We start from the raw sequence: 18,525 nt of genomic DNA on the forward strand, positions 1-18,525 counted from the left end.
CGCCCTCAGCGTTCCGAGATGACCTGGATGGGCATGGTGGGATCATCGTGGTCCTTGGCCGCGGCCACCGCGGGCCCCGGTGGCGCGGACACCGCGCGCGGCGGCTCCCAGCCGTGCCGGTCGAGCGCCTTGATGAAGGTGTTCACCATGACGGGGTCGAACTGGGTGCCCGCGCCCTTGCGCAGCTCGGCCACCGCCTCCTCGATCGACTTCGCCTTCCGGTACGCCCGGTCGGACGTCATCGAGTCGAAGGCGTCGGCCACCGCGATGATGCGGGCGAACTCGGGGATCTCGTCCCCGGCGAGCCCCATGGGGTAGCCCTTGCCGTCCTGCCGTTCGTGGTGGTGCATGATCCCGGCGAACGCCTCGTCGAGGAAGTCGATGCCGTACACGATCTCCAGCCCGCGCATGGGGTGGAGCTGGATGGCGGCGAACTCCTCCTCGGTCAGCTTGCCGTCCTTCTGCAGGACCTTGGTCGGCACGCCCAGCTTGCCGACGTCGTGCAGCATCCCGGCGTACCGGATGGCGCGCAGGCGCTCGGTGCCCATGCCGATCTCCTCGGCGATCATGGACGAGGCCCGCGAGACGCGGGTGCAGTGGCCCCGGGTGTAGTAGTCCTTCGTCTCGACCGCCTGGCACAGCGCGGCGATCGTCGCGTCGTAGGAGCGCTGCTGGGCGTGATAGTGCCCGAACGCCCAGCGGGCCACGAACAGCGGGATCAGGACCAGCACCGCCGAGATCGACTGCACGGTCGCCCAGAGCCCGGCGATCAGCAGACCGAAGGTCGCGTAGCCGAGATAGGACCCCAGGATCTGCACCGTGCCGCGGAGCGGCACCTGGTCCTTCCCCACGCCCTCGGCCAGCAGCAGGATGACCGCGGTCAGCGCGAAGTTGATCAGCACGAACGCGGCCGTTGCCGCGCCGTACGGGACGACCACCCCGGGGAAGTCGTTTTCGCGCGGCAGGCCGGGGGTGCCGCCGGCCAGCTCGAACGCCACACCCGCGGCGTATCCGCAGATCACGAACTGGGCGCCGTTGAAGAGGCGCTTCACCACCGGCAGGCCGGGCCGCACGCTGACGACCGCCATGAGCCCGACCAGCGCCGCTCCCTCGGGGCCGACGAGCACGACGGCCGCCAGCGCGGCGGAGAAGCTCACCGAGATCGCGGCCTGCGGCACGTTGAGCACCGTGGGCACGGACTCGCACACCAGGAAGAGCAGCGCCAGCACGACGAGCGTCGGCAGCTCGGCCTGGTCGAACCACCCGGGGGTGACGGCGCTCTCGACCACCAGCGCGACGGCGGCGGCGTTCAGTACGACGAAGTAGACCTTCGCCGGCCACGGCAGTTCCCGCATGCGGCCACCTCGCGGCTCAGGTCCAGGAGATCCCGGAGATCACGCCGGTCTCGGCCACGAACACCACCATGGGCGTGAGCAGCATCAACGCCGCCAGCAACTTGGTGGCCACTCTGTTGAACATCGCTGCCTCCACATCGAAATCCGCCCACAGGCTACAGAAGCCCGCGTGCCCGGTCAGATAGCTCGGCGAACCGCAGCCAAACCGTGACCAACCAATCACGCTGTGCGCATTCGCCCTGGTTCGCCCGGCGGTTCGAGACACGCCCGCGCGGCCACGCCTCCCGCTGTCACGCGTGGTGGGGCGGCAACGCCGGCTCTGGCTGTTCGGCCGTCGACCGTCCGGAACTCGGTGACGTGCCCGTCACGCCGGCCCGGCAAACCCCGTCGGTCTCAGCGGCAACGGTTTCAGGAGCGGGACAGCGCCCAGGAGACGGTGGCCTTGAGGCCGGTGGCGAGATCGGTGCGGGGACGCCAGCCCAGACCCTCGCGGGCCGGCTCGGGATCGACCGCCATGGCGGGCAGGTCGCCGAGGCGGGCCGGGGCCAGGCCGGGCTCGTCGGGTGCGCCGGCCGCGGCGGCGACGAACGCGTGCAGCTCGCGGTCGGTCGTCTGCACGCCGGTGCCGAGGTTGAACCTGCGCCCGTTCCCGGCGGAGCCGCACGCGCGGGCGAAGCCGTCCACGACGTCCTCGACGAAGACGTAGTCCCGTGTCTGCGAGCCATCGCCGTACAGGATGGTGGGGCGTCCGGCGAGGAGCGCGTCCGTGAAGATCGCGACCACCCCGGCCTCGCCCTCGGGTGACTGGCGCGGGCCGTACACGTTGGACAACACGAGCGTGGTGTATTCGAGCCCGTGCAGCGCACTGTAGGCCGACAGGTAGACCTCGCCGCTCAGCTTGGAGGCGGCGTACGGCGAGCGCGGGTCGGTGGGCGCGTCCCCGGGCACCGGGATGGCGGCGGGCCTGCCGTACACGGCCACCGAGGAGGCGTAGACAACCTTGCGGGCGCCGCTGCGGCGGGCCGCCTCCAGGACGTTGAGGGTGCCCTCGACGTTCACCCGGGCGTCGTGCAGCGGGTCGGCGACGCTCTTGCGGACGCTGATCTGGGCCGCCAGGTGGCAGACCACCTCCGGACGCCACGCCCCGGCCGTCTCGGCGAGGGCGGGGTCCCGCACGTCCATCGTGTGCAGTGCGGCGTCGGGGTTGCGGGTGTTCCCGGAGGACAGGTCGTCCACCACCGCGACCTCGTGCCCGTCGGCCAACAGGCGGTCGACGAGGTTCGAGCCGATGAATCCCGCCCCGCCGGTGACCAGTACGCGCATGCCCGCCCCTTCGTCAGGTGTACGGGGTGATCCTAATCGGCCAGCTCGGCCCGTACCTGCGCGATGCGGGCGAGGACTTTGTCGCGCAGGTCCCCGGGCACGGGATCACAGCCGCAGTGCTTGGCGACGAGCTGCTTGACGACCTTCTCCAGGCCGTACTCCTCCAGACAGGGCCCGCACTCTTCCAAGTGCTGGCGGATCTCGGCCCGCCTGCTGTCGTCCAGTTCGCCGTCGAGGTAGCTGTAGACCCGGTCAAGAACCTCACCACAGTCGGTGTCGTGGTGGTCGCCGCAGCTCATCGCCCCTCCTCGTCCCGCACCAGGCCGCGAGCGCGCGCGTAGTCCTCAAGCTGTGTTCGCAGTTGTCTCCGGCCACGATGCAGCCGCGACATCACGGTCCCGATGGGGGTCCCCATGATGTCGGCGATCTCCTTGTACGGGAAGCCCTCGACATCGGCAAGGTACACCGCGATGCGGAAATCCTCGGGGAGCGCGGCGAGGGCGTCCTTCACGTCGCTGTCGGGGAGGTGCTCCAGCGCCTCGACCTCGGCCGACTTCAGCCCGGTCGAGGTGTGCGACTCGGCCCTGGCGAGCTGCCAGTCCTCGATCTCCTCGGTCCCGGCCTGCTTGGGCTCCCGCTGCTTCTTCCGATAGCTGTTGATGAACGTGTTCGTCAGAATGCGGTAGAGCCAGGCCTTGAGGTTGGTGCCCTCCTGGAACTGGTGGAACGAGGCGAATGCCTTGGCGAAGGTCTCCTGGAGAAGATCCTCGGCGTCTGCGGGGTTCCGGGTCATCCGGAGCGCGGCGGAGTACAACTGGTCGAGATACGGCATGACGTCGCGCTCGAACCGCTCGCTGCGCTGCTCCAGAGTCTCCTCAGCTGTCTTGGAGACCGGACCCACCCCCTCTAGGACACCGTACGCAGCCGAGAATACCGGCAGGGTAGTGGCGCCTTCCCCTTGGGCCAGGGGCGCGAGCAACGCGTTCATGCACAACTGCAACAGGGCGGGCGTAGAGTCTGTTCCCGGTACGTTTTCGCGGTACGAACACCCCTCTTTGGGGAAGGACCTACGTACCGGCTGGTAGCCCGGAAACCGATTTCCGCTATCTCATGTCGCTTTCTGAGGTAGCCATAGTCCAGGAGCCGCTCGTGCTGCCCATTCCGGCCAACGAACTCAACGGCTCGGGAGCGCTCGGGCCGTACTGGACCTTCTATCACGCGGTCGTCGCCGAACAGCTCCGCCGATGGCTGCCCGAACGTCCCTCCCTGCTGCTCGACCTGTCCGGCGGCCGCGGCCGCTGGACGGCTCAGGCCGCACGGGCGGGACATCGGGTCATCCAGGTGATGGACTTCCGGCGGCTGTCCGAGCCGTGGCTGCGCGACGCGTCCGGCCACGTGCAGAAGGTCCGGGCCGACAATCTCGGCTTCCTCCCCGACGCCTGCGTGGACGCGGTGATCGCGGAGGAGCGCGCCCTCTCGGTCGAGATCATGGCCGAGTCCGTGATCGAGGATGTCGCCCGCGTGCTGAAGCCGGGCGGGCGGACGCTGGTGTGCGTCGACTCGCTGGTCCTCGGCATGGCGATCCTCGCCGAGCAGAACTACTGGGCGCACCTGTGCCAGACCGGCGAGGTCATGCTCGTGCCCTGGCCCGACGGCAGCATCACCCGCTGCTTCACCAGCGTCCAGCTCCGCGAGCTGCTGACGGCCGCCGGGCTGGAGGTGGAGTGGGTGCGGCCGCGCACGGTGCTGTCGCCGTCCACGGTCGATCACGTGCTCGCCTCCGGCGGTAACTCCCTGACCCGGCTCGTACGCACCGAGCTGGCGACCCGGCCGGAGGAAGAGGACACGGTGGGCATCCACCTCGTGGCCAGCGCCCGCAAGAAGGGGTGACCCGTACGACCTGACCCGTCGGCCGAGGTCCGTCCGCCCGCCGTTCCGTAAGAAGTGGGCGACTCCGTCCGGCGGGGTCATGGGTTTTGCGGAAAGGAGCCCCCGGCCTCCCTTTCTTCAGCGGAAGACCGAATGCGCGTGGAGGCTGTAGACCACACTGCGACGTCTGCGGATATCGGGATTCGGTTTCCATCACGGCGACACGAACCAACCGATAGTGTGTTCGACGTGAAGCTGGTGGTGCAGGTGAGGCTCCTGCCAACGCCCGAGCAGGTGGCGGCGTTGAAGGCGACGCTGCGCGCTTGCAACGACGCGGCGAACTTCGCCTCGGTGACCGCGTTCACGGCCGGGGACCGGCGCGAGTACGCGCTGCGCAAGCACACCTACCGCGAGGTGAAAGCACGCGGACTGGGGGCGCAAGCCGCCCAGCAAGTGATCAAGAAGGTCGCCGACGCCTACACCACCCTGAAAGCCAACGCACGGGCGGGGAACCTGGGACCGCAAGGCTGCGCGCGCCGCATCCGGGCCGAGAGCAAACCGATCGCCTTCCGCGCCGATGCCGCCCAGCCGTTCGACGACCGCTGCCTGTCGTGGGACCACACCGCCCACACGGTGTCGATCTGGACCACGACCGGCCGGCTGAAGAAAGTCGCGTTCACCGGCTCGCTCGACCAGCTCAAGATGCTCGCCTTGTACCGGAAGGGCGAATCCGACCTGGTCTGCCGGGACGGCATGTGGTTCCTGTACGCGACCTGCGAGATCCCTGATGTTCCGGTCACCGAACCGGACGGGTTCATAGGGGTGGATCTGGGCATCGCCAACATCGCCACCACCAGCGACGGCACCCGCCACTGCGGCAAGGGCCTGAACGCGGTCCGCCACCGCAACCGGGAGCTACGCTCGTGGAGTTTCCACCAGCTCGGGTCGTTCATCGCTTACAAGGCGGCCCGGCACGGGGTCGCCGTGATCCATGTGGATTCGGCCTACACCTCGCAGGCGTGCTCGGCCTGCGGGCACGTGGACAAAAGGAACCGGCCCGACCAGAACACCTTCTCCTGTACGTCGTGCGGCTTCGCTGAGCACGCCGACGTCAACGCAGCCCGCAACATCGCCTCGCGCGGTGTCGCGGGCTGGGCAGTGAGTCACGCTGCCGACGACGCGGCCTGAACCGTCGAAGCCATCGACGGCCAGGAGCTGCAAGCTTGGCCCTTCAGGGCCAAGAAGCTGACCGGATGCCCGCTTGGTGCGGCCTTTTCACTCCGCGTTCAGAAGAGCACGGCCCGGTCGCCGTCGTCCTTGAGCGGCTCGACGAGGTCGGGACCGTTGTTGCGGACGTTGTTGACCGCGGTCGAGACGGGATAGGCCGCCAGCCGCCCGGCGAGCGCGGGGACCAGCAGCCGGCTCGCGTCGCTCACGCGGGGGTCGAGCCATTCGGCCCACCTCTCCCGCTCGATCATCATCGGCATGCGCTCGTGGATGTGGCCGACCCCGTCCTCGGCGTCGGTCGTGATCACCGTGCAGGTGCACAGCCACTTGAGCGGGTCGTCGTCGGCGCGCGAGGGGTCCTTCCAGAACTCGTACAGCCCCGCCATGGCCATGACGCCGCCGTCCTCCGGATGGATGAAGTACGGCTGCTTCGCGGGCTTGGCCCCCTCGGGCGCCTTCATCCACTCGTAGAAGCCGTCCGCGGGGAGCAGGCAGCGGCGCGAGGCGAACGCCCTGCGGAAGGCCGGCTTCTCCGCGACGGTCTCCACCCTGGCGTTGATCATGCGCGATCCGATCGACGGGTCCTTGGCCCAACTCGGCACGAGTCCCCAACGGACCACCCTGAGCTGGCGTACCGGCCGCTCCGTGCTCTCTTCCTTGGGCACCCGGCTCATCACCGCGTAGACCTGCTTGGTCGGTGCGACGTTGTAATCCGGGCCGATCTCCTCGCCCGTGTCGAGCTCGACCTCGAACTCCTGCAGGAGCTCATCCCGCTTGCGGGTGGACGCGTACCTTCCGCACATACCCCCCACCTTGCACCATCCAGGCCGCCGAACGGCACCCCGACGCGGCCCGGGCCTGCCGGTAGGCTTTCAACCATGCCGACCCAGCCTCTGTGGCCTGCTCCCGTAGCGACCGGGCCGATCCACGCGACGGTCCGCCTGCCCGGCTCGAAGTCCGTGACCAACCGGGTGCTGCTCCTGGCCGCGCTGGCCGAGGCCCCCGGGTCCGTACGGCTCGCGCTGCGCAGCAGGGACGCCGACCTCATGGTCGCGGCGCTGCGTTCGCTCGGCGCGGAGATGACCGCGTCGAACGAGAGCGTGTCGAGCGTGGACTGGGCGGTCACCCCCGGCCCGATCAGGGGCGGCGCCTCGATCGACGTCGGCCTGGCGGGCACCGTCATGCGGTTCGTGCCGCCGGTCGCGGCGCTCGCGGACGGCGAGGTCTTCTTCGACGGCGATCCGCACGCCCGCAAGCGGCCGATGGGCCCGATCCTGGGCGCGCTGCGCGCCCTCGGCGCGAGCGTGAGCGCGGACGCGCTGCCGTTCACCGTACACGGGCCGATCACGGGCGGCGAGGTCGTGCTGGACGCCTCGGTCTCCTCGCAGATGGTGTCCGGCCTGTTGCTGGCCGCGCCGCGCTTCGAGAAGGGCGTCACCGTACGGCACAGCGGGCCTCCGGTCCCCTCGATGCCGCACATCGCGATGACGGTGCACCTGCTCCGTGAGGCGGGGGTCGAGGTCGACGACTCCGCGCCCGACGTGTGGCGGGTCGAGCCGGGTCCGATCGCGGCACGGGACGTCGTCGTCGAGCCCGACCTGTCGAACGCCGCGCCTTTCCTGGCGGCCGCGCTCGTCACCGGCGGAGCGGTCACCGTGCCGGACTGGCCCGAGGAGACCACGCAGGGCGGGGACCTGCTCCGCGAGCTGCTCGCCGAGATGGGCGCGGACGTGGCGCGCACGCCGGAAGGGCTGCGTGTTACCGGCACCGGCCGGGTGCGCGGCATCGAGGCGGACCTGCACGAGGTGAGCGAGTTGACGCCCACGATCGCCGCGCTCGCCGCACTGGCCGACGGCCCGTCGCGGATCACCGGCGTGGCACACATCCGGGGGCACGAGACCGACCGGATCGCCGCGCTCGCCACCGAGATCAACCGGCTCGGCGGTGCCGCCCGCGAGACCGACGACGGCCTGGAGATCCGGCCGCGCCCGCTGTCGGGCGGGGTCTTCCACAGTTACGAGGACCACCGGATGGCCACGGCCGGCGCGGTGATCGGCCTGGCGGTGCCGGGGGTCGAGGTGGAGAACATCGCGACCACGGGCAAAACCCTGCCGGACTTCGCCCGCATGTGGACCGACATGCTGGCCGGCTCGGGAGACGTTACGGACACGACGGACGCCACCGGCACGCGGTGACCGGGGCACGCCGTACCCGCGCCGGGAGCGCGGGCGCACGAGAGGGACGGACAGACTGAGTAAGCGGCACTACGACGAGGACGACGTCAGGATCCGGCCGGGCAAGGGGTCCCGGCCGCGGACCCGGCTGCGCCCTGCGCACGAGAAGGCCGTCGAGGGGTTCGTCGTGGCCGTCGACCGCGGGCGCTACACCTGCCTGGTGGGTGACGTCACCGTCGTCGCGATGAAGGCGCGCGAGCTGGGCAGGAAGGGCATCGTGGTCGGCGACCGCGTCGCCCTCGTCGGCGACGTGAGCGGCCGTCCGGACACACTCGCCCGGGTGGTCCGGGTGGAGGAGCGCCGCTCGATGCTCCGGCGCAGCGCCGACGACACCGACGACATCGAGCGTCCCGTCGTGGCCAACGCCGACCAGCTCGTCATCGTCACCGCGCTGGCCGATCCCCCGCCGCGCCCCCGCATGATCGACCGGCTGCTGGTCGCGGCGTACGACGCCGACATCGATCCGCTGCTCTGCCTGACCAAGGCGGACCTCGCGCCCGCCGACGAGCTGGTCGCGCTCTACGACCCGCTCGGCGTGCCGTACGTCGTGGTGAGCAAGGGCGGACAGCTGGACGAGCTGCGCGGCCACATGGAAGACCGGATCAGCGTGCTCGTCGGCCATTCGGGGGTCGGCAAGTCGACGCTGGTCAACGCGCTCGTCCCGACCGCCGGGCGGGCGGTCTCGCACGTCAACGTGGTGACCGGTCGCGGCCGGCACACCTCGACCTCGGCCGTGGCGCTGGAGCTGCCCGAGGGCGGCTGGATCATCGACACGCCCGGGGTGCGCAGCTTCGGCCTGGCGCACGTGCATGTGGAGACCGTGCTCGCGTCCTTCCCCGACCTGAACGAGGCGACCGTCGAGTGCCCCAAGGGGTGCACGCACCTCGGCGACGGGTGCGCCCTCGACCGTTTCGTGGCCGAGGGGCACGCCGATCCCACCCGGCTGGAGTCCCTGCGCCGGCTGCTCACCAGCCGCGAGGGCGGCGACGACGCGCTCTGACCTCTACAACGCCAACACCACGAGCGCCTGCGCGGTCACGATCAAGACGGCCAACCTGGGCGAGCTCACCAAGATCTGGGTGGCTCTGGATGTGCAGAACGCGAGCGTGGTCAACGCCTGATCAGGCTACGGCTGGCGGTTGGGGCGCAGGGTCCAGGAGACGACCACCTCGGAGACGACCACGTCGTCGGCGTTCCTGATCGCCACCGCGACGGTGAACTCGGGCCGCTTCCCCTCGTCCAGCAGGGCCACGACCTCCGCACGGTCGGCCCGCAGCGTCGCGGTGCCGGTCACCTCTCCCTTGGCCAGCTTGAGGTAGCGGATCTCGGCCGAGGTCGCGAGGGGAACGGCCCGGGAGAGCTCGTCGCCGAAGACTGACAGCATGGCCGCGCCCGAGGCCGACTCCGCCAGCGAGAAGAGCGCGCCTGCGTGCGGTCCGCCGACGTGATTGTGCAGGTCGGCGCGGTCGGGCAGGCGGGCGGTCGCCGTCCCCACGCCGACCGAGTCGAAGGAGATGCCGAGCAACCGGGCGAAGGGCACGCTGTCGAGCATGAAAGCGCCGATATCCATGGCGGAATGTTACTCCGCAGTACATTTTGGGGCGATCCCTGATCTGATGTGACCGGCGCGGGACGCGATAGCGTGGATCCCCGTGACCGGCTACAGCGACGATCTGCGTCTCGCGCACGTGATGGCGGACGCCGCCGACGACATCACCATGCGCCGCTTCAAGGCGGTCGACCTCAAGGTCGACACCAAACCCGACCTCTCGCCGGTCAGCGACGCCGACCGCGCGGTCGAGGAGGCCATCCGCGGCACCCTGCGCCGGGCCCGGCCGCGCGACGCCGTCGTGGGCGAGGAGTTCGGCAAGACCGGGTACGGCATGCGCTCGTGGGTGATCGACCCCATCGACGGCACGAAGAACTACGTGCGCGGCGTCCCCGTCTGGGCCACCCTCATCGCACTGATGGAGGAGGGCAAGGTCGTCGTCGGCGTCGTCTCCGCTCCGGCGCTCAACCGCCGCTGGTGGGCCGTCAGGGGCGGCGGCGCGTGGACCGGCCGCAACCTGACCAAGGCCACCCGTTGCGCGGTCTCGGGCGTGGGCCGGCTCGCCGACGCGTCGCTCTCCTACTCCAGCCTCACCGGCTGGGAGGAGCAGGGGCGGCTCGACAACATGCTCGACCTCATGCGCGGGGTCTGGCGCACGCGGGCGTACGGCGACTTCTGGTCGCACATGATGGTCGCCGAGGGCGCGGTCGACATCTCCGCCGAGCCCGAGCTGTCGCCCTGGGACATGGCCGCGCTCACCGTGATCGTGGAGGAGGCGGGCGGCACCTGCACCGCCGTCGGCGGCGGCGACCCGTTGGAGGCCGGCAGCATGGTCTGCACCAACGGCCGGTTGCACGACGAGGTGCTCAAGCTGCTGAACCGGGACTGATCCCGGCTCAGCTGTCAGGGCGTCGTTTCACGCCGGTCACAGGGCGAGAATCTGCGACACCGCCGACAGCAGGCTGCCGCGGTAGGCCTCGCCGTACAGACAGACGTGGACGAGCAGCGGGTGGAACTGGTGCATGGGCACGCGCTCGCGCCACCCGTCGGCGAGCGGTGCGGCCTCGCGGTACGTCGCGAGGATCGTGTTCAGATGCGGCGCGCCGAAGAGGGCGAGCATGGCGAGGTCCGTCTCCCGGTGCCCGCCGTGCGCGGCCGGATCGATGAGGACGGCCCGCTCCGCGCCGGACCCGCCGGAGAACGCCGTCCAGAGCACGTTGCCGCTCCAGAGGTCGCCGTGGATGCGGCTCGGCGGCTCGGCGGGGCCGCAAACCTCCGGGATGAGATCGCACGCCTCCTCGATCAGCTTCACGTCCGCGGCCGTCAGCGCCCCGCCGTCCCGTGCCAGCCGTACGAACGGGAGAACGCGGCGCCGCACATAGAAGGACGGCCAGTCCGGGTCGGGCGTGTTGTCCATGGGCAGCTCGGCGATGTGGCCGGGCCACGGCGCGCCGAAATCGGGCGCGCCCGCGCGGTGCAGCTCCGCCAGCTCGCGGCCGAACCGCTCGGCCGCGGCGGCGCTCGCGTGCGCGGGCTCGATCCACTCCAGGGCCAGCGTGCCGTCACCGGCCTCGATGACCTCGGGTACGGCGACCGCCCCCGCCTCGGCCAGCCAGCGCAGTCCGGCCGCCTCGGAGGCGAAGTCCGCGCCGCGCTTGACGAAGACCCGGCGGCCGTCGATCTCGCCCTCGTGCAGCGTCCAGGCGTGGCTGGAGCCCAGGTCCCTAATGATCCGCAAGATACGTCGCCAGCCCTTCCGAGGCTGCCTCGACCATCTTGAGCACGTCGCGGAAGCCCGAGCCGCCTCCGTAGTACGGATCGGGCACCTCCGCCCCCGGGGGCGAGGCGGGGTCGAAGGAGCGGAACAGCCGCACATCCGTGTCGGGCGGGGCGATCCCGCGCACGGCGCGCAGGTTCTCCGCGTCCATGACCAGGACGAGGTCGCGCTCGGCGCACCAGACGGGGTCGAACCGTCTGGCCCGGTGTGCGGAGCCGTCATACCCGCCCTCGGCCAGCGTCGCCAGCGCCCGCTCGTCCATGGGCTCGCCGACATGCCAGCCACCGGTGCCCGCGCTGTCGACCTCGACCGCGAGGCCGTGCTTCTCCAGCGTGCGGCGGAGCACGAACTCCGCCATCGGCGAGCGGCAGATGTTGCCCAGGCAGACCAGGCAGATGCGCTTCATGTGCTCATCGTCCCAGCTCGCCGTGTCCCCACGGGAATCGGCACAAGAGCGACTGTGGCCGTTCACCACCCGTTCACCTTTAACGGGGGATTCAGTCACCTTGGCTCTTTACCGTCCTACCTGTTGAAAGAGCAAAGTGGGAGGACATAACCGTGAAGTATGCAGGCCGGCTCGCCGCGGCCGCCATCGCCGGCGTGCTTTCGCTCGCTGCGTGCGGCACCGATAACAACACCGGCGCCGACAGCGGTGCGACCGCCGCCGGTTCATCCGCCGCAGCCGGCGGTCTGTCCGGAACCATCAACGCGGCCGGCTCCTCCGCGCAGGGCCCCGCGATCGAGGAGTGGAAGAAGTCCTTCCAGTCCGCTAACCCGGGAGTGAGCCTCAACTACCAGGGCAGCGGTTCCGGCGCAGGCGTCCAGGCGTTCGTCCAGGGCACCGTGGCCTTCGCGGGCTCCGACTCCGCTCTGAAGGACGACAAGGGCGAGCCGGAGCAGGCCGACGCCCGTTGCAAGACCGGCAAGGCGATCAACCTTCCGATGGTCACCGGCCCGGTCGCGGTCGTCTACAACCTCCCGGGTGTCGACGGACTGCAGCTCTCCCCGAAGACGATCGCCGGCATCTTCAACAGCCAGATCACCAAGTGGGACGACCCGGCGATCAAGGCTGACAACCCGGACGCCAAGCTGCCCTCGACCGCGATCCAGGCGTTCCACCGCTCGGACGAGTCGGGCACCAGCGACAACTTCACCAAGTTCCTCAAGACCACGGCGGACTGGCCGTACGAGCCGGCGAAGGCGTGGCCGGCCGAGGCCAAGGGCCAGGGCTCCAAGGGCAGCGACGGCGTCGCCTCCTCGGTGAAGAGCACCGAGGCCGCGATCAGCTACGTCGACCTCGCGTACGCGGAGAACTCGCAGCTCCAGAAGGCCAAGGTCGCCAACGGCTCCGGTGAGTTCGTCGAGCTCACCCCGGAGAGCGCGGCCAAGACCGTTGAGTCGGCCGAGATCGTCGGCACCGGCAACGACCTGAAGCTGTCGATCGACTACGCCACCAAGGCCGCGGGCGCGTACCCGATCGTCCTGGTGACCTACGAGATCACCTGCGAGAAGGGCCTGTCCGCCGAGGACGCCAAGCTGGTCAAGTCCTTCCTGACCTACACGGCCAGTGACGAGGGTCAGCAGGCGCTCACCGGCCTCGGCTACGCCCCGCTCCCGGCGAACCTGCTCACGAAGGTCCGCACCGCCGTCGAGGCGATCTCCTAACCAGATGGTCACGACATCACCCAGACGTGAAGGCGGACCGGCCGTGCGCCGGTCCGCCTTCCGGCGCAGCCGTGGCGACGTGCCGTTCCGTTTCGCCTCGACCGGCGCGGGCATCGTCCTCCTGGCGATCATGGCGGCCATCGGCGTCTTCCTGGTCGTCAAGGCCGTCCCCGCGCTCCAGGCGAACACCTCGAACTTCCTGACCGAGAAGACCTGGACCCCCAACGCGGTGGAGCCGCAGTTCGGCATCGCCGCACTCGCGTTCGGAACCGTGCTCAGCTCCTTCCTGGCGCTGATCATCGCGACGCCGGTCGCCATCGGCGTGGCGCTGTTCATCTCCCACTACGCGCCGCGTCGCCTTGCCGCCGTCCTCGGCTACGTCGTCGACCTGCTGGCCGCGGTGCCCAGCGTCGTCTACGGCCTGTGGGGCGTCGCCTTCCTGGTGCCGTTCATGCGCGGCCCGTCGGAGTTCCTGAACACGTACTTCGCCTGGATCCCGCTGTTCGGCGGAGACCAGGTCGTCGGCAAGTCCATGCTGACCGCCTCCATCGTGCTGGCGATCATGATCCTGCCGATCATCGCGGCGATCTCGCGCGAGGTGTTCCTCCAGGCGCCCAAGATGCAGGAGGAAGCCGCGCTCGCCCTCGGGGCCACCCGGTGGGAGATGATCCGGATGTCGGTGCTGCCCTTCGGCCGCCCCGGCATCATCAGCGCGGCGATGCTCGGCCTCGGACGGGCCATGGGCGAGACGATCGCGGTCGCACTCATCCTCCCCGCGACCTTCGGGATCTCGTTCCAGATCCTCGGCCCGAACGGCAACAGCATCGCCGCCAACATCGCCAACGGATTCGGCGAGGCGACCACCATCGGCCGTGGCGCGCTGATCGCGTCCGGTCTCGTCCTCTTCCTGATCACGCTGGTGGTGAACATGGGCGCCCGCATGATCATTGCCCGCCGTAAGGAGTTCGCGAGGGCCGCATGACCACTGTCCAAACGGGCATCCAGCCCATCTCGACCAGCCGCCGGGTGAAGGACCGCGTCGTCCAGGCGCTGGTCTATCTTGCGTTCGCCATCGCGGTCGTCCCTTTGCTGTCGGTGCTGTGGCTCGTCGTCAAGAACGGTCTGGCGCGCTTCGACCTGGAGTTCCTCACCCACTCGATGCGCAACATCGGAGCCAGGGACGCCGGCGGCGGCGCATACCACGCGATCATCGGAACCCTGGAACAGGTCCTCTTCGCCTCGCTCATCGCGGTGCCGATCGGCCTGCTCACCGCCGTATACCTGGTGGAGTACGGCAGCGGCGGCCGGCTCTCCCGGTGGATCAGCTTCTTCGTGGACGTCATGACCGGCGTCCCATCAGTCGTTTCCGGCCTCTTCGTGCTGGCGTTCTGGGTCCTCGCCCTCGGCATGCCCTTCTCGGGCTTCGCCGGCGCGATGGCGCTGTCCATCCTGATGATGCCCGTGGTGGTCAGGTCGGCCGAGGAGATGCTGCGCCTCGTGCCGAACGACCTGCGCGAGGCGTCGTACGCGCTGGGCGTCCCGAAGTGGCGCACCATCGTCAAGGTCGTGCTGCCCACCGCCTTCACCGGCATCGTGACCGGCGTGATGCTCGCCGTCGCCCGCGTCGCCGGCGAGACCGCCCCGCTGCTGCTCACCGTCTTCTTCACCGACTCCATCAACAACAACCCGTTCAACGGGCCGCAGATGGGCCTCCCCCTGTACGTCTTCGACCAGGCGGGACGGCCGACCGACACGGCGATCGACCGCGCGTGGACCGGGGCACTGACCCTGATCCTGATCGTCATGCTGCTCAACCTGGTGGCGCGCCTCATCGCGTGGTGGCGCTCGCCCGCGAAGAGAGGGTCTTAGGACATGGCCAAGCAGATCGAGGTCTCCGGACTCGACGCCTACTACGGGGCGCACAAGGCCATCGAGGGCATCACGATGACCATCGAGCCGCGTACCGTGACGGCGTTCATCGGCCCGTCCGGGTGCGGCAAGTCCACCTTCCTGCGGACGCTCAACCGGATGCACGAGGTCGTCCCCGGCGCCCGCGTCGAGGGCAAGGTCCGCCTGGAGGACCAGGACCTCTACGGTCCCGACGTGGATCCGGTCTCCGTCCGCCGGACCATCGGCATGGTGTTCCAGCGGCCCAACCCGTTCCCGACGATGTCCATCTACGACAACGTCGCCGCCGGCCTCCGGCTCAACGGGCGGTTCTCCAGGTCGGAGCTGGACGGCATCGTCGAGTCCTCCCTTAAGGGCGCCAACCTCTGGAACGAGGTCAAGGACCGCCTCAACAAGCCCGGCTCCGGCCTCTCCGGCGGCCAGCAGCAGCGTCTGTGCATCGCCCGGGCCATCGCCGTACGCCCGCAGGTCCTGCTCATGGACGAGCCCTGCTCGGCCCTCGACCCGATCTCCACGCTCGCGATCGAGGACCTCATCTCGTCGCTCAAGCAGGACTACACGATCGTGATCGTGACGCACAACATGCAGCAGGCCGCCCGCGTCAGCGACAAGACCGCGTTCTTCAACCTGGCCGGCCAGGGCCAGCCGGGCAAGCTCATCGAAATGGACGACACGTCCAAGATCTTCACCAACCCCGGTCAGAAGGCGACCGAGGACTACATCACCGGCCGCTTCGGCTGACCCCGGCCCGAACCTGGGCGCGGTCTGGGCTTCTTCGTGAAACGGGACGGAAGGAAGTGGAGGAACCCGGGTGACGGTACCCGCAGTGGAGGGGGACACTCGGTCGGCACCCATACTCCTGGTGGCCGATCCGGACAACGACCTGATCCGACAACTCACGGCAGCTCTTGAACCCGAAGGCGTCGAGGTCGCCGGCGTGGCCGACGGCGCCCAGGCGCTGCTCCAGGCGGGCGCCCTCCAGCCCGACGCCGTCCTGATCAGCGCCTCGCTCCCCATCATCGGCCCGCTCGACTTCGTCCGCGCCGTACGGCTGGCGCGGGCCGTACCGGTCCTGCTCGGCATCGACTTCGGCAGCGACGCCGAGCAGGCCGTACTCGCCCTCGCCGCGGGGGCGACAGCCTGCGTGGCCCGGCCGTACCGCGTCCCCGAATTACTCCCCCTCGTCCAAGCCGCCTTCCGGCGCCAGGAGATCGAGCGGACCGTACTGACGATCGGCAACGTCGCGCTGGACGTCACCGCCTACCAGGTCAAGGTCAGCGGGAAAATCGTGCATCTCCCCCTCAGAGAGTTCGAACTCCTGCACTACCTGATGCGCAACGCCGACCGTACGGTGACCCGCGGACAGATCATGCGACACGTGTGGCATGCTTCCGACGCCATGTCCACGAACACCATCGCGGTCCACGTGAAACGCCTCCGCGCCCGCCTCGGCGACGTGGACGACCAAATGATCCAAACCGTCCGTGGCGTCGGCTACCGCCTGGTCTCCAGCTGAGCTTCCTTTCGGACTCCAGGCTTGCGGGGGACGCGGGGCCCGCCGGCCCCGCGATGCGGCGTAACGACGGCCGGCCGTCCCCGCCCGGGGCTGAGCGCCGCTACCTGGTGGACCGGCCGATCATGCGGCGCAGCCGGCCGGGGCGACGAGGCGGGCGAATGTCCACACTGCCACCCGCGATCTCGCCGGCCACAACGATCTGGTGGCCGATCGGCATGTCCGGCGGCGCGTTCTTGGCGGACCGGTCGCGCACGGAGCCGCCGAGCATACTCACCTCATTGGCGTCCACGGCATAGCCCGGCGGGACGATGATGCGCAGCGACCCTCCGCGCATGCGCACGTTCACCTCGGTCGTCGTCCCCGCGACCGTCGCTCGGGTGAAGTCGAGGAGCACTGAACCTCCACGCATGTCCAGATCCAGCCTCTTCGGGACGATCCAGACACCCTCATATCTGACGCTGCCGCCGACCCGCTTGACGTGCACGACATCTTTGGGCTGCACTGGCGGAACGGCGAGCGCCTGGTTCAGGGTGGCGAGCGCGCCCGAGCCATACCCGGGCAGATCACCCAGTAGCGGCGCCAGGTCCGCGTAGGTTCGGGCAGCGAAAGCCGCCTCCAGCCGCTCCTCGAGCTCTTCCATGGTCAGCCGACCGTCCCCCATGGTCAGCCGACCGTCCCCAGCGGCCACCCGCAGTGCATCGGCGACCCGGTCGCGATCCTCATGCGAGGCCCGCATCTCCTTTGGGTCCCTCGGTTCCATCGGCGTCGGAAGGCTCATGATCGGCACGATATTGCATCCACGGGGCATCGGTCACTGGCAAGCCACCACACAACCATTCGCTCCAATAGCCCACCACGACCGGAACTGAGCAGCCATCCTCGCGTCCCGCCCCACAGCAACACGACCCACAGCAGAGACACCCCCATCCATGCCACTGCCTTACACCAGCCGCGGTACCCCACACCCGCACACCAGGCTCTCAGGACCGGCACCGGCAACCACACCCTCAACACCCCCCGCCACCACAGCAGCCCCCACACCCCGCCCGACACCACCACAGGCCGTATCGCTATCTCCGACCCTGTGAGTCGTACGGCTCCCCGTCCCTGCGACGGGCACTCAGCCACCCAGGACAGCGCACCTGGACCGCCTGAGCGGCCACTCGCACCCCACCGAAGGAACAGCCCCAAAACAAAAAGGGGGCCCCACCGGACCCCTCAAAACACACCACACACAAACCACCACCACCAGCCGCCACAACACAGAAAAAACCCGCCGGCGACCAACACCGCACAAAAAAGGGGCCCGCCACCGGACCCCCAACAACAACCACACGCACCACAACGCGAAAAAACAACCCCCGAAAACGAAGAAAGGGCCACCCCCAAAGGGGGCAGCCCTTCCTCACAAAAATTGTCCGGCGGCGTCCTACTCTCCCACACCCTCCCGAGTGCAGTACCATCGGCGCTGGAAGGCTTAACTACCGGGTTCGGAATGTAACCGGGTGTTTCCCAACCGCTATAACCGCCGTAACCCTATGAAACACACAACCAGCCACCCACACCACTAACAGCGCGAGCGGGACTGCTTGCAGTCTCTGAATCGCATAGTCGACGCGAACATCTATGGACAAGTCCTCGGCCTATTAGTACCGGTCAGCTCCACACGTTACCGCGCTTCCACTTCCAGCCTATCAACCCGGTCATCTACCGGGAGCCTTACCCCACAAAGGGTGGGAGACCTCATCTCGAGACGAGCTTCCCGCTTAGATGCTTTCAGCGGTTATCCCTTCCGAACGTAGCCAACCAGCCGTGCTCCTGGCGGAACAACTGGCACACCAGAGGTTCGTCCGTCCCGGTCCTCTCGTACTAGGGACAGCCTCTCTCAAGTCTCCTGCGCGCGCAGCGGATAGGGACCGAACTGTCTCGCGACGTTCTAAACCCAGCTCGCGTACCGCTTTAATGGGCGAACAGCCCAACCCTTGGGACCTACTCCAGCCCCAGGATGCGACGAGCCGACATCGAGGTGCCAAACCATCCCGTCGATATGGACTCTTGGGGAAGATCAGCCTGTTATCCCCGGGGTACCTTTTAGCCGTTGA

Annotated in this window: 19 protein-coding genes and 2 rRNA genes; 10 read left to right on the top strand and 11 right to left on the bottom strand. The window is 69.1% G+C overall.

Annotation, left to right across the window (positions count from 1 at the left end; translation table 11 throughout):
* Positions 1 to 5: 5 nt before the first annotated feature.
* The 4 genes from AWQ71_RS02740 to AWQ71_RS02755 form a co-directional block, all read right to left on the bottom strand.
* Positions 6 to 1,355: an HD-GYP domain-containing protein gene (locus AWQ71_RS02740; RefSeq protein WP_067125865.1), complete on the bottom strand. Its 1,350-nt coding sequence runs from the start codon at positions 1,353 to 1,355 to the stop codon at positions 6 to 8.
* A 408-nt stretch (positions 1,356 to 1,763) separates the two neighbouring features.
* A complete protein-coding gene (locus AWQ71_RS02745; RefSeq protein ID WP_067125869.1) occupies positions 1,764 to 2,678 on the bottom strand; it encodes an NAD-dependent epimerase/dehydratase family protein in 915 nt (304 codons plus the stop codon).
* 32 nt (positions 2,679 to 2,710) lie between these two features.
* Entirely contained in the window at positions 2,711 to 2,977 is a 267-nt protein-coding gene (gene rsrA / locus AWQ71_RS02750; RefSeq protein ID WP_067125872.1) for a mycothiol system anti-sigma-R factor, read from the bottom strand.
* Positions 2,974 to 3,579, bottom strand: coding sequence for a sigma-70 family RNA polymerase sigma factor (locus tag AWQ71_RS02755; protein WP_066950648.1), 606 nt, complete (start codon positions 3,577 to 3,579; stop codon positions 2,974 to 2,976). Before AWQ71_RS02755 ends, rsrA begins: the two co-directional genes overlap by 4 nt.
* Before the next feature lie 248 nt (positions 3,580 to 3,827).
* Between AWQ71_RS02755 and AWQ71_RS02760 the strand changes: the two genes are divergently transcribed.
* Positions 3,828 to 4,568 carry a class I SAM-dependent methyltransferase gene (locus AWQ71_RS02760; RefSeq protein ID WP_067125875.1) on the top strand — a complete coding sequence of 247 codons (741 nt, stop codon included), beginning with the start codon at positions 3,828 to 3,830 and terminating at the stop codon, positions 4,566 to 4,568.
* A 228-nt stretch (positions 4,569 to 4,796) separates the two neighbouring features.
* Positions 4,797 to 5,735 (top strand): RNA-guided endonuclease InsQ/TnpB family protein, encoded by a 939-nt coding sequence (locus AWQ71_RS02765; protein ID WP_067126210.1) that lies wholly within the window; start codon positions 4,797 to 4,799, stop codon positions 5,733 to 5,735.
* Between the two features lie 98 nt (positions 5,736 to 5,833).
* Here AWQ71_RS02765 and AWQ71_RS02770 read toward each other — a convergent pair whose 3' ends face one another.
* A complete protein-coding gene (locus AWQ71_RS02770) occupies positions 5,834 to 6,577 on the bottom strand; it encodes an SOS response-associated peptidase (RefSeq protein ID WP_067125883.1) in 744 nt (247 codons plus the stop codon).
* A 75-nt stretch (positions 6,578 to 6,652) separates the two neighbouring features.
* On the opposite strand from AWQ71_RS02770, the gene aroA reads away from it, so the two are divergent.
* Positions 6,653 to 7,969, top strand: coding sequence for a 3-phosphoshikimate 1-carboxyvinyltransferase (aroA, locus tag AWQ71_RS02775; RefSeq protein WP_067125886.1), 1,317 nt, complete (start codon positions 6,653 to 6,655; stop codon positions 7,967 to 7,969).
* A gap of 91 nt (positions 7,970 to 8,060) precedes the next feature.
* On the top strand, positions 8,061 to 9,008 hold the full coding sequence (rsgA, locus tag AWQ71_RS02780) for a ribosome small subunit-dependent GTPase A (RefSeq protein ID WP_245658080.1): 948 nt from the start codon (positions 8,061 to 8,063) through the stop codon (positions 9,006 to 9,008).
* A gap of 126 nt (positions 9,009 to 9,134) precedes the next feature.
* On the opposite strand, the gene AWQ71_RS02785 is transcribed toward rsgA, so the two are convergent.
* Entirely contained in the window at positions 9,135 to 9,578 is a 444-nt protein-coding gene (locus AWQ71_RS02785; protein WP_067125891.1) for a DUF4442 domain-containing protein, read from the bottom strand.
* 121 nt (positions 9,579 to 9,699) lie between these two features.
* Here AWQ71_RS02785 and hisN point away from each other — a divergent pair, with 121 nt between their 5' ends.
* Positions 9,700 to 10,446: a histidinol-phosphatase gene (hisN, locus tag AWQ71_RS02790; protein WP_067126212.1), complete on the top strand. Its 747-nt coding sequence runs from the start codon at positions 9,700 to 9,702 to the stop codon at positions 10,444 to 10,446.
* Between the two features lie 36 nt (positions 10,447 to 10,482).
* Here the strand turns inward: hisN and AWQ71_RS02795 are convergent, their stop codons facing one another.
* Both AWQ71_RS02795 and AWQ71_RS43580 read right to left on the bottom strand, forming a co-directional pair.
* Complete coding sequence (locus AWQ71_RS02795; protein ID WP_067125894.1) at positions 10,483 to 11,295, bottom strand: fructosamine kinase family protein; 813 nt, start codon at positions 11,293 to 11,295, stop codon at positions 10,483 to 10,485.
* Positions 11,282 to 11,740, bottom strand: a complete 459-nt coding sequence (locus AWQ71_RS43580; RefSeq protein ID WP_067125897.1) for a low molecular weight protein-tyrosine-phosphatase — start codon at positions 11,738 to 11,740, stop codon at positions 11,282 to 11,284. The genes AWQ71_RS02795 and AWQ71_RS43580 overlap by 14 nt, the downstream gene beginning before the upstream one ends.
* A gap of 152 nt (positions 11,741 to 11,892) precedes the next feature.
* On the opposite strand from AWQ71_RS43580, the gene pstS reads away from it, so the two are divergent.
* The 5 genes from pstS to AWQ71_RS02825 all read left to right on the top strand — a co-directional run bounded on the left by pstS (position 11,893) and on the right by AWQ71_RS02825 (position 16,423).
* On the top strand, positions 11,893 to 12,999 hold the full coding sequence (gene pstS / locus AWQ71_RS02805) for a phosphate ABC transporter substrate-binding protein PstS (protein WP_067125900.1): 1,107 nt from the start codon (positions 11,893 to 11,895) through the stop codon (positions 12,997 to 12,999).
* Positions 13,000 to 13,003: 4 nt separating this feature from the next.
* A complete protein-coding gene (gene pstC / locus AWQ71_RS02810; RefSeq protein WP_067125903.1) occupies positions 13,004 to 13,981 on the top strand; it encodes a phosphate ABC transporter permease subunit PstC in 978 nt (325 codons plus the stop codon).
* Positions 13,978 to 14,868: a phosphate ABC transporter permease PstA gene (gene pstA, locus AWQ71_RS02815; RefSeq protein ID WP_067125907.1), complete on the top strand. Its 891-nt coding sequence runs from the start codon at positions 13,978 to 13,980 to the stop codon at positions 14,866 to 14,868. The genes pstC and pstA overlap by 4 nt, the downstream gene beginning before the upstream one ends.
* Positions 14,869 to 14,871: 3 nt before the next feature.
* A complete protein-coding gene (gene pstB / locus AWQ71_RS02820) occupies positions 14,872 to 15,648 on the top strand; it encodes a phosphate ABC transporter ATP-binding protein PstB (RefSeq protein WP_067125910.1) in 777 nt (258 codons plus the stop codon).
* Between the two features lie 70 nt (positions 15,649 to 15,718).
* Positions 15,719 to 16,423 carry a response regulator transcription factor gene (locus AWQ71_RS02825; protein WP_084258376.1) on the top strand — a complete coding sequence of 235 codons (705 nt, stop codon included), beginning with the start codon at positions 15,719 to 15,721 and terminating at the stop codon, positions 16,421 to 16,423.
* A 100-nt stretch (positions 16,424 to 16,523) separates the two neighbouring features.
* Here AWQ71_RS02825 and AWQ71_RS02830 read toward each other — a convergent pair whose 3' ends face one another.
* The 3 genes from AWQ71_RS02830 to AWQ71_RS02840 all read right to left on the bottom strand — a co-directional run.
* Positions 16,524 to 17,201, bottom strand: a complete 678-nt coding sequence (locus AWQ71_RS02830) for a DUF1707 SHOCT-like domain-containing protein (protein ID WP_084258413.1) — start codon at positions 17,199 to 17,201, stop codon at positions 16,524 to 16,526.
* 638 nt (positions 17,202 to 17,839) lie between these two features.
* A 5S ribosomal RNA gene (gene rrf, locus AWQ71_RS02835) occupies positions 17,840 to 17,956 on the bottom strand.
* Between the two features lie 93 nt (positions 17,957 to 18,049).
* Positions 18,050 to 18,525, bottom strand: a 23S ribosomal RNA gene (locus tag AWQ71_RS02840); the annotation flags it as partial.

The sequence above is a fragment of the Microtetraspora malaysiensis genome (genome assembly GCF_001528665.1).
Lineage (GTDB): Bacteria > Actinomycetota > Actinomycetes > Streptosporangiales > Streptosporangiaceae > Microtetraspora_A > Microtetraspora_A malaysiensis.

Coding starts and splice junctions, on each gene's coding strand:
- AWQ71_RS02740 (WP_067125865.1), bottom strand. CDS start 1,355: ATGCGGGAACTGCCGTGGCCGGCGAAGGTCTACTTCGTCGTACTGAAC.
- AWQ71_RS02745 (WP_067125869.1), bottom strand. CDS start 2,678: ATGCGCGTACTGGTCACCGGCGGGGCGGGATTCATCGGCTCGAACCTC.
- rsrA (WP_067125872.1), bottom strand. CDS start 2,977: ATGAGCTGCGGCGACCACCACGACACCGACTGTGGTGAGGTTCTTGAC.
- AWQ71_RS02770 (WP_067125883.1), bottom strand. CDS start 6,577: ATGTGCGGAAGGTACGCGTCCACCCGCAAGCGGGATGAGCTCCTGCAG.
- aroA (WP_067125886.1), top strand. CDS start 6,653: ATGCCGACCCAGCCTCTGTGGCCTGCTCCCGTAGCGACCGGGCCGATC.
- AWQ71_RS02785 (WP_067125891.1), bottom strand. CDS start 9,578: ATGGATATCGGCGCTTTCATGCTCGACAGCGTGCCCTTCGCCCGGTTG.
- hisN (WP_067126212.1), top strand. CDS start 9,700: ATGGCGGACGCCGCCGACGACATCACCATGCGCCGCTTCAAGGCGGTC.
- AWQ71_RS43580 (WP_067125897.1), bottom strand. CDS start 11,740: ATGAAGCGCATCTGCCTGGTCTGCCTGGGCAACATCTGCCGCTCGCCG.
- pstC (WP_067125903.1), top strand. CDS start 13,004: ATGGTCACGACATCACCCAGACGTGAAGGCGGACCGGCCGTGCGCCGG.
- pstA (WP_067125907.1), top strand. CDS start 13,978: ATGACCACTGTCCAAACGGGCATCCAGCCCATCTCGACCAGCCGCCGG.
- pstB (WP_067125910.1), top strand. CDS start 14,872: ATGGCCAAGCAGATCGAGGTCTCCGGACTCGACGCCTACTACGGGGCG.
- AWQ71_RS02830 (WP_084258413.1), bottom strand. CDS start 17,201: ATGAGCCTTCCGACGCCGATGGAACCGAGGGACCCAAAGGAGATGCGG.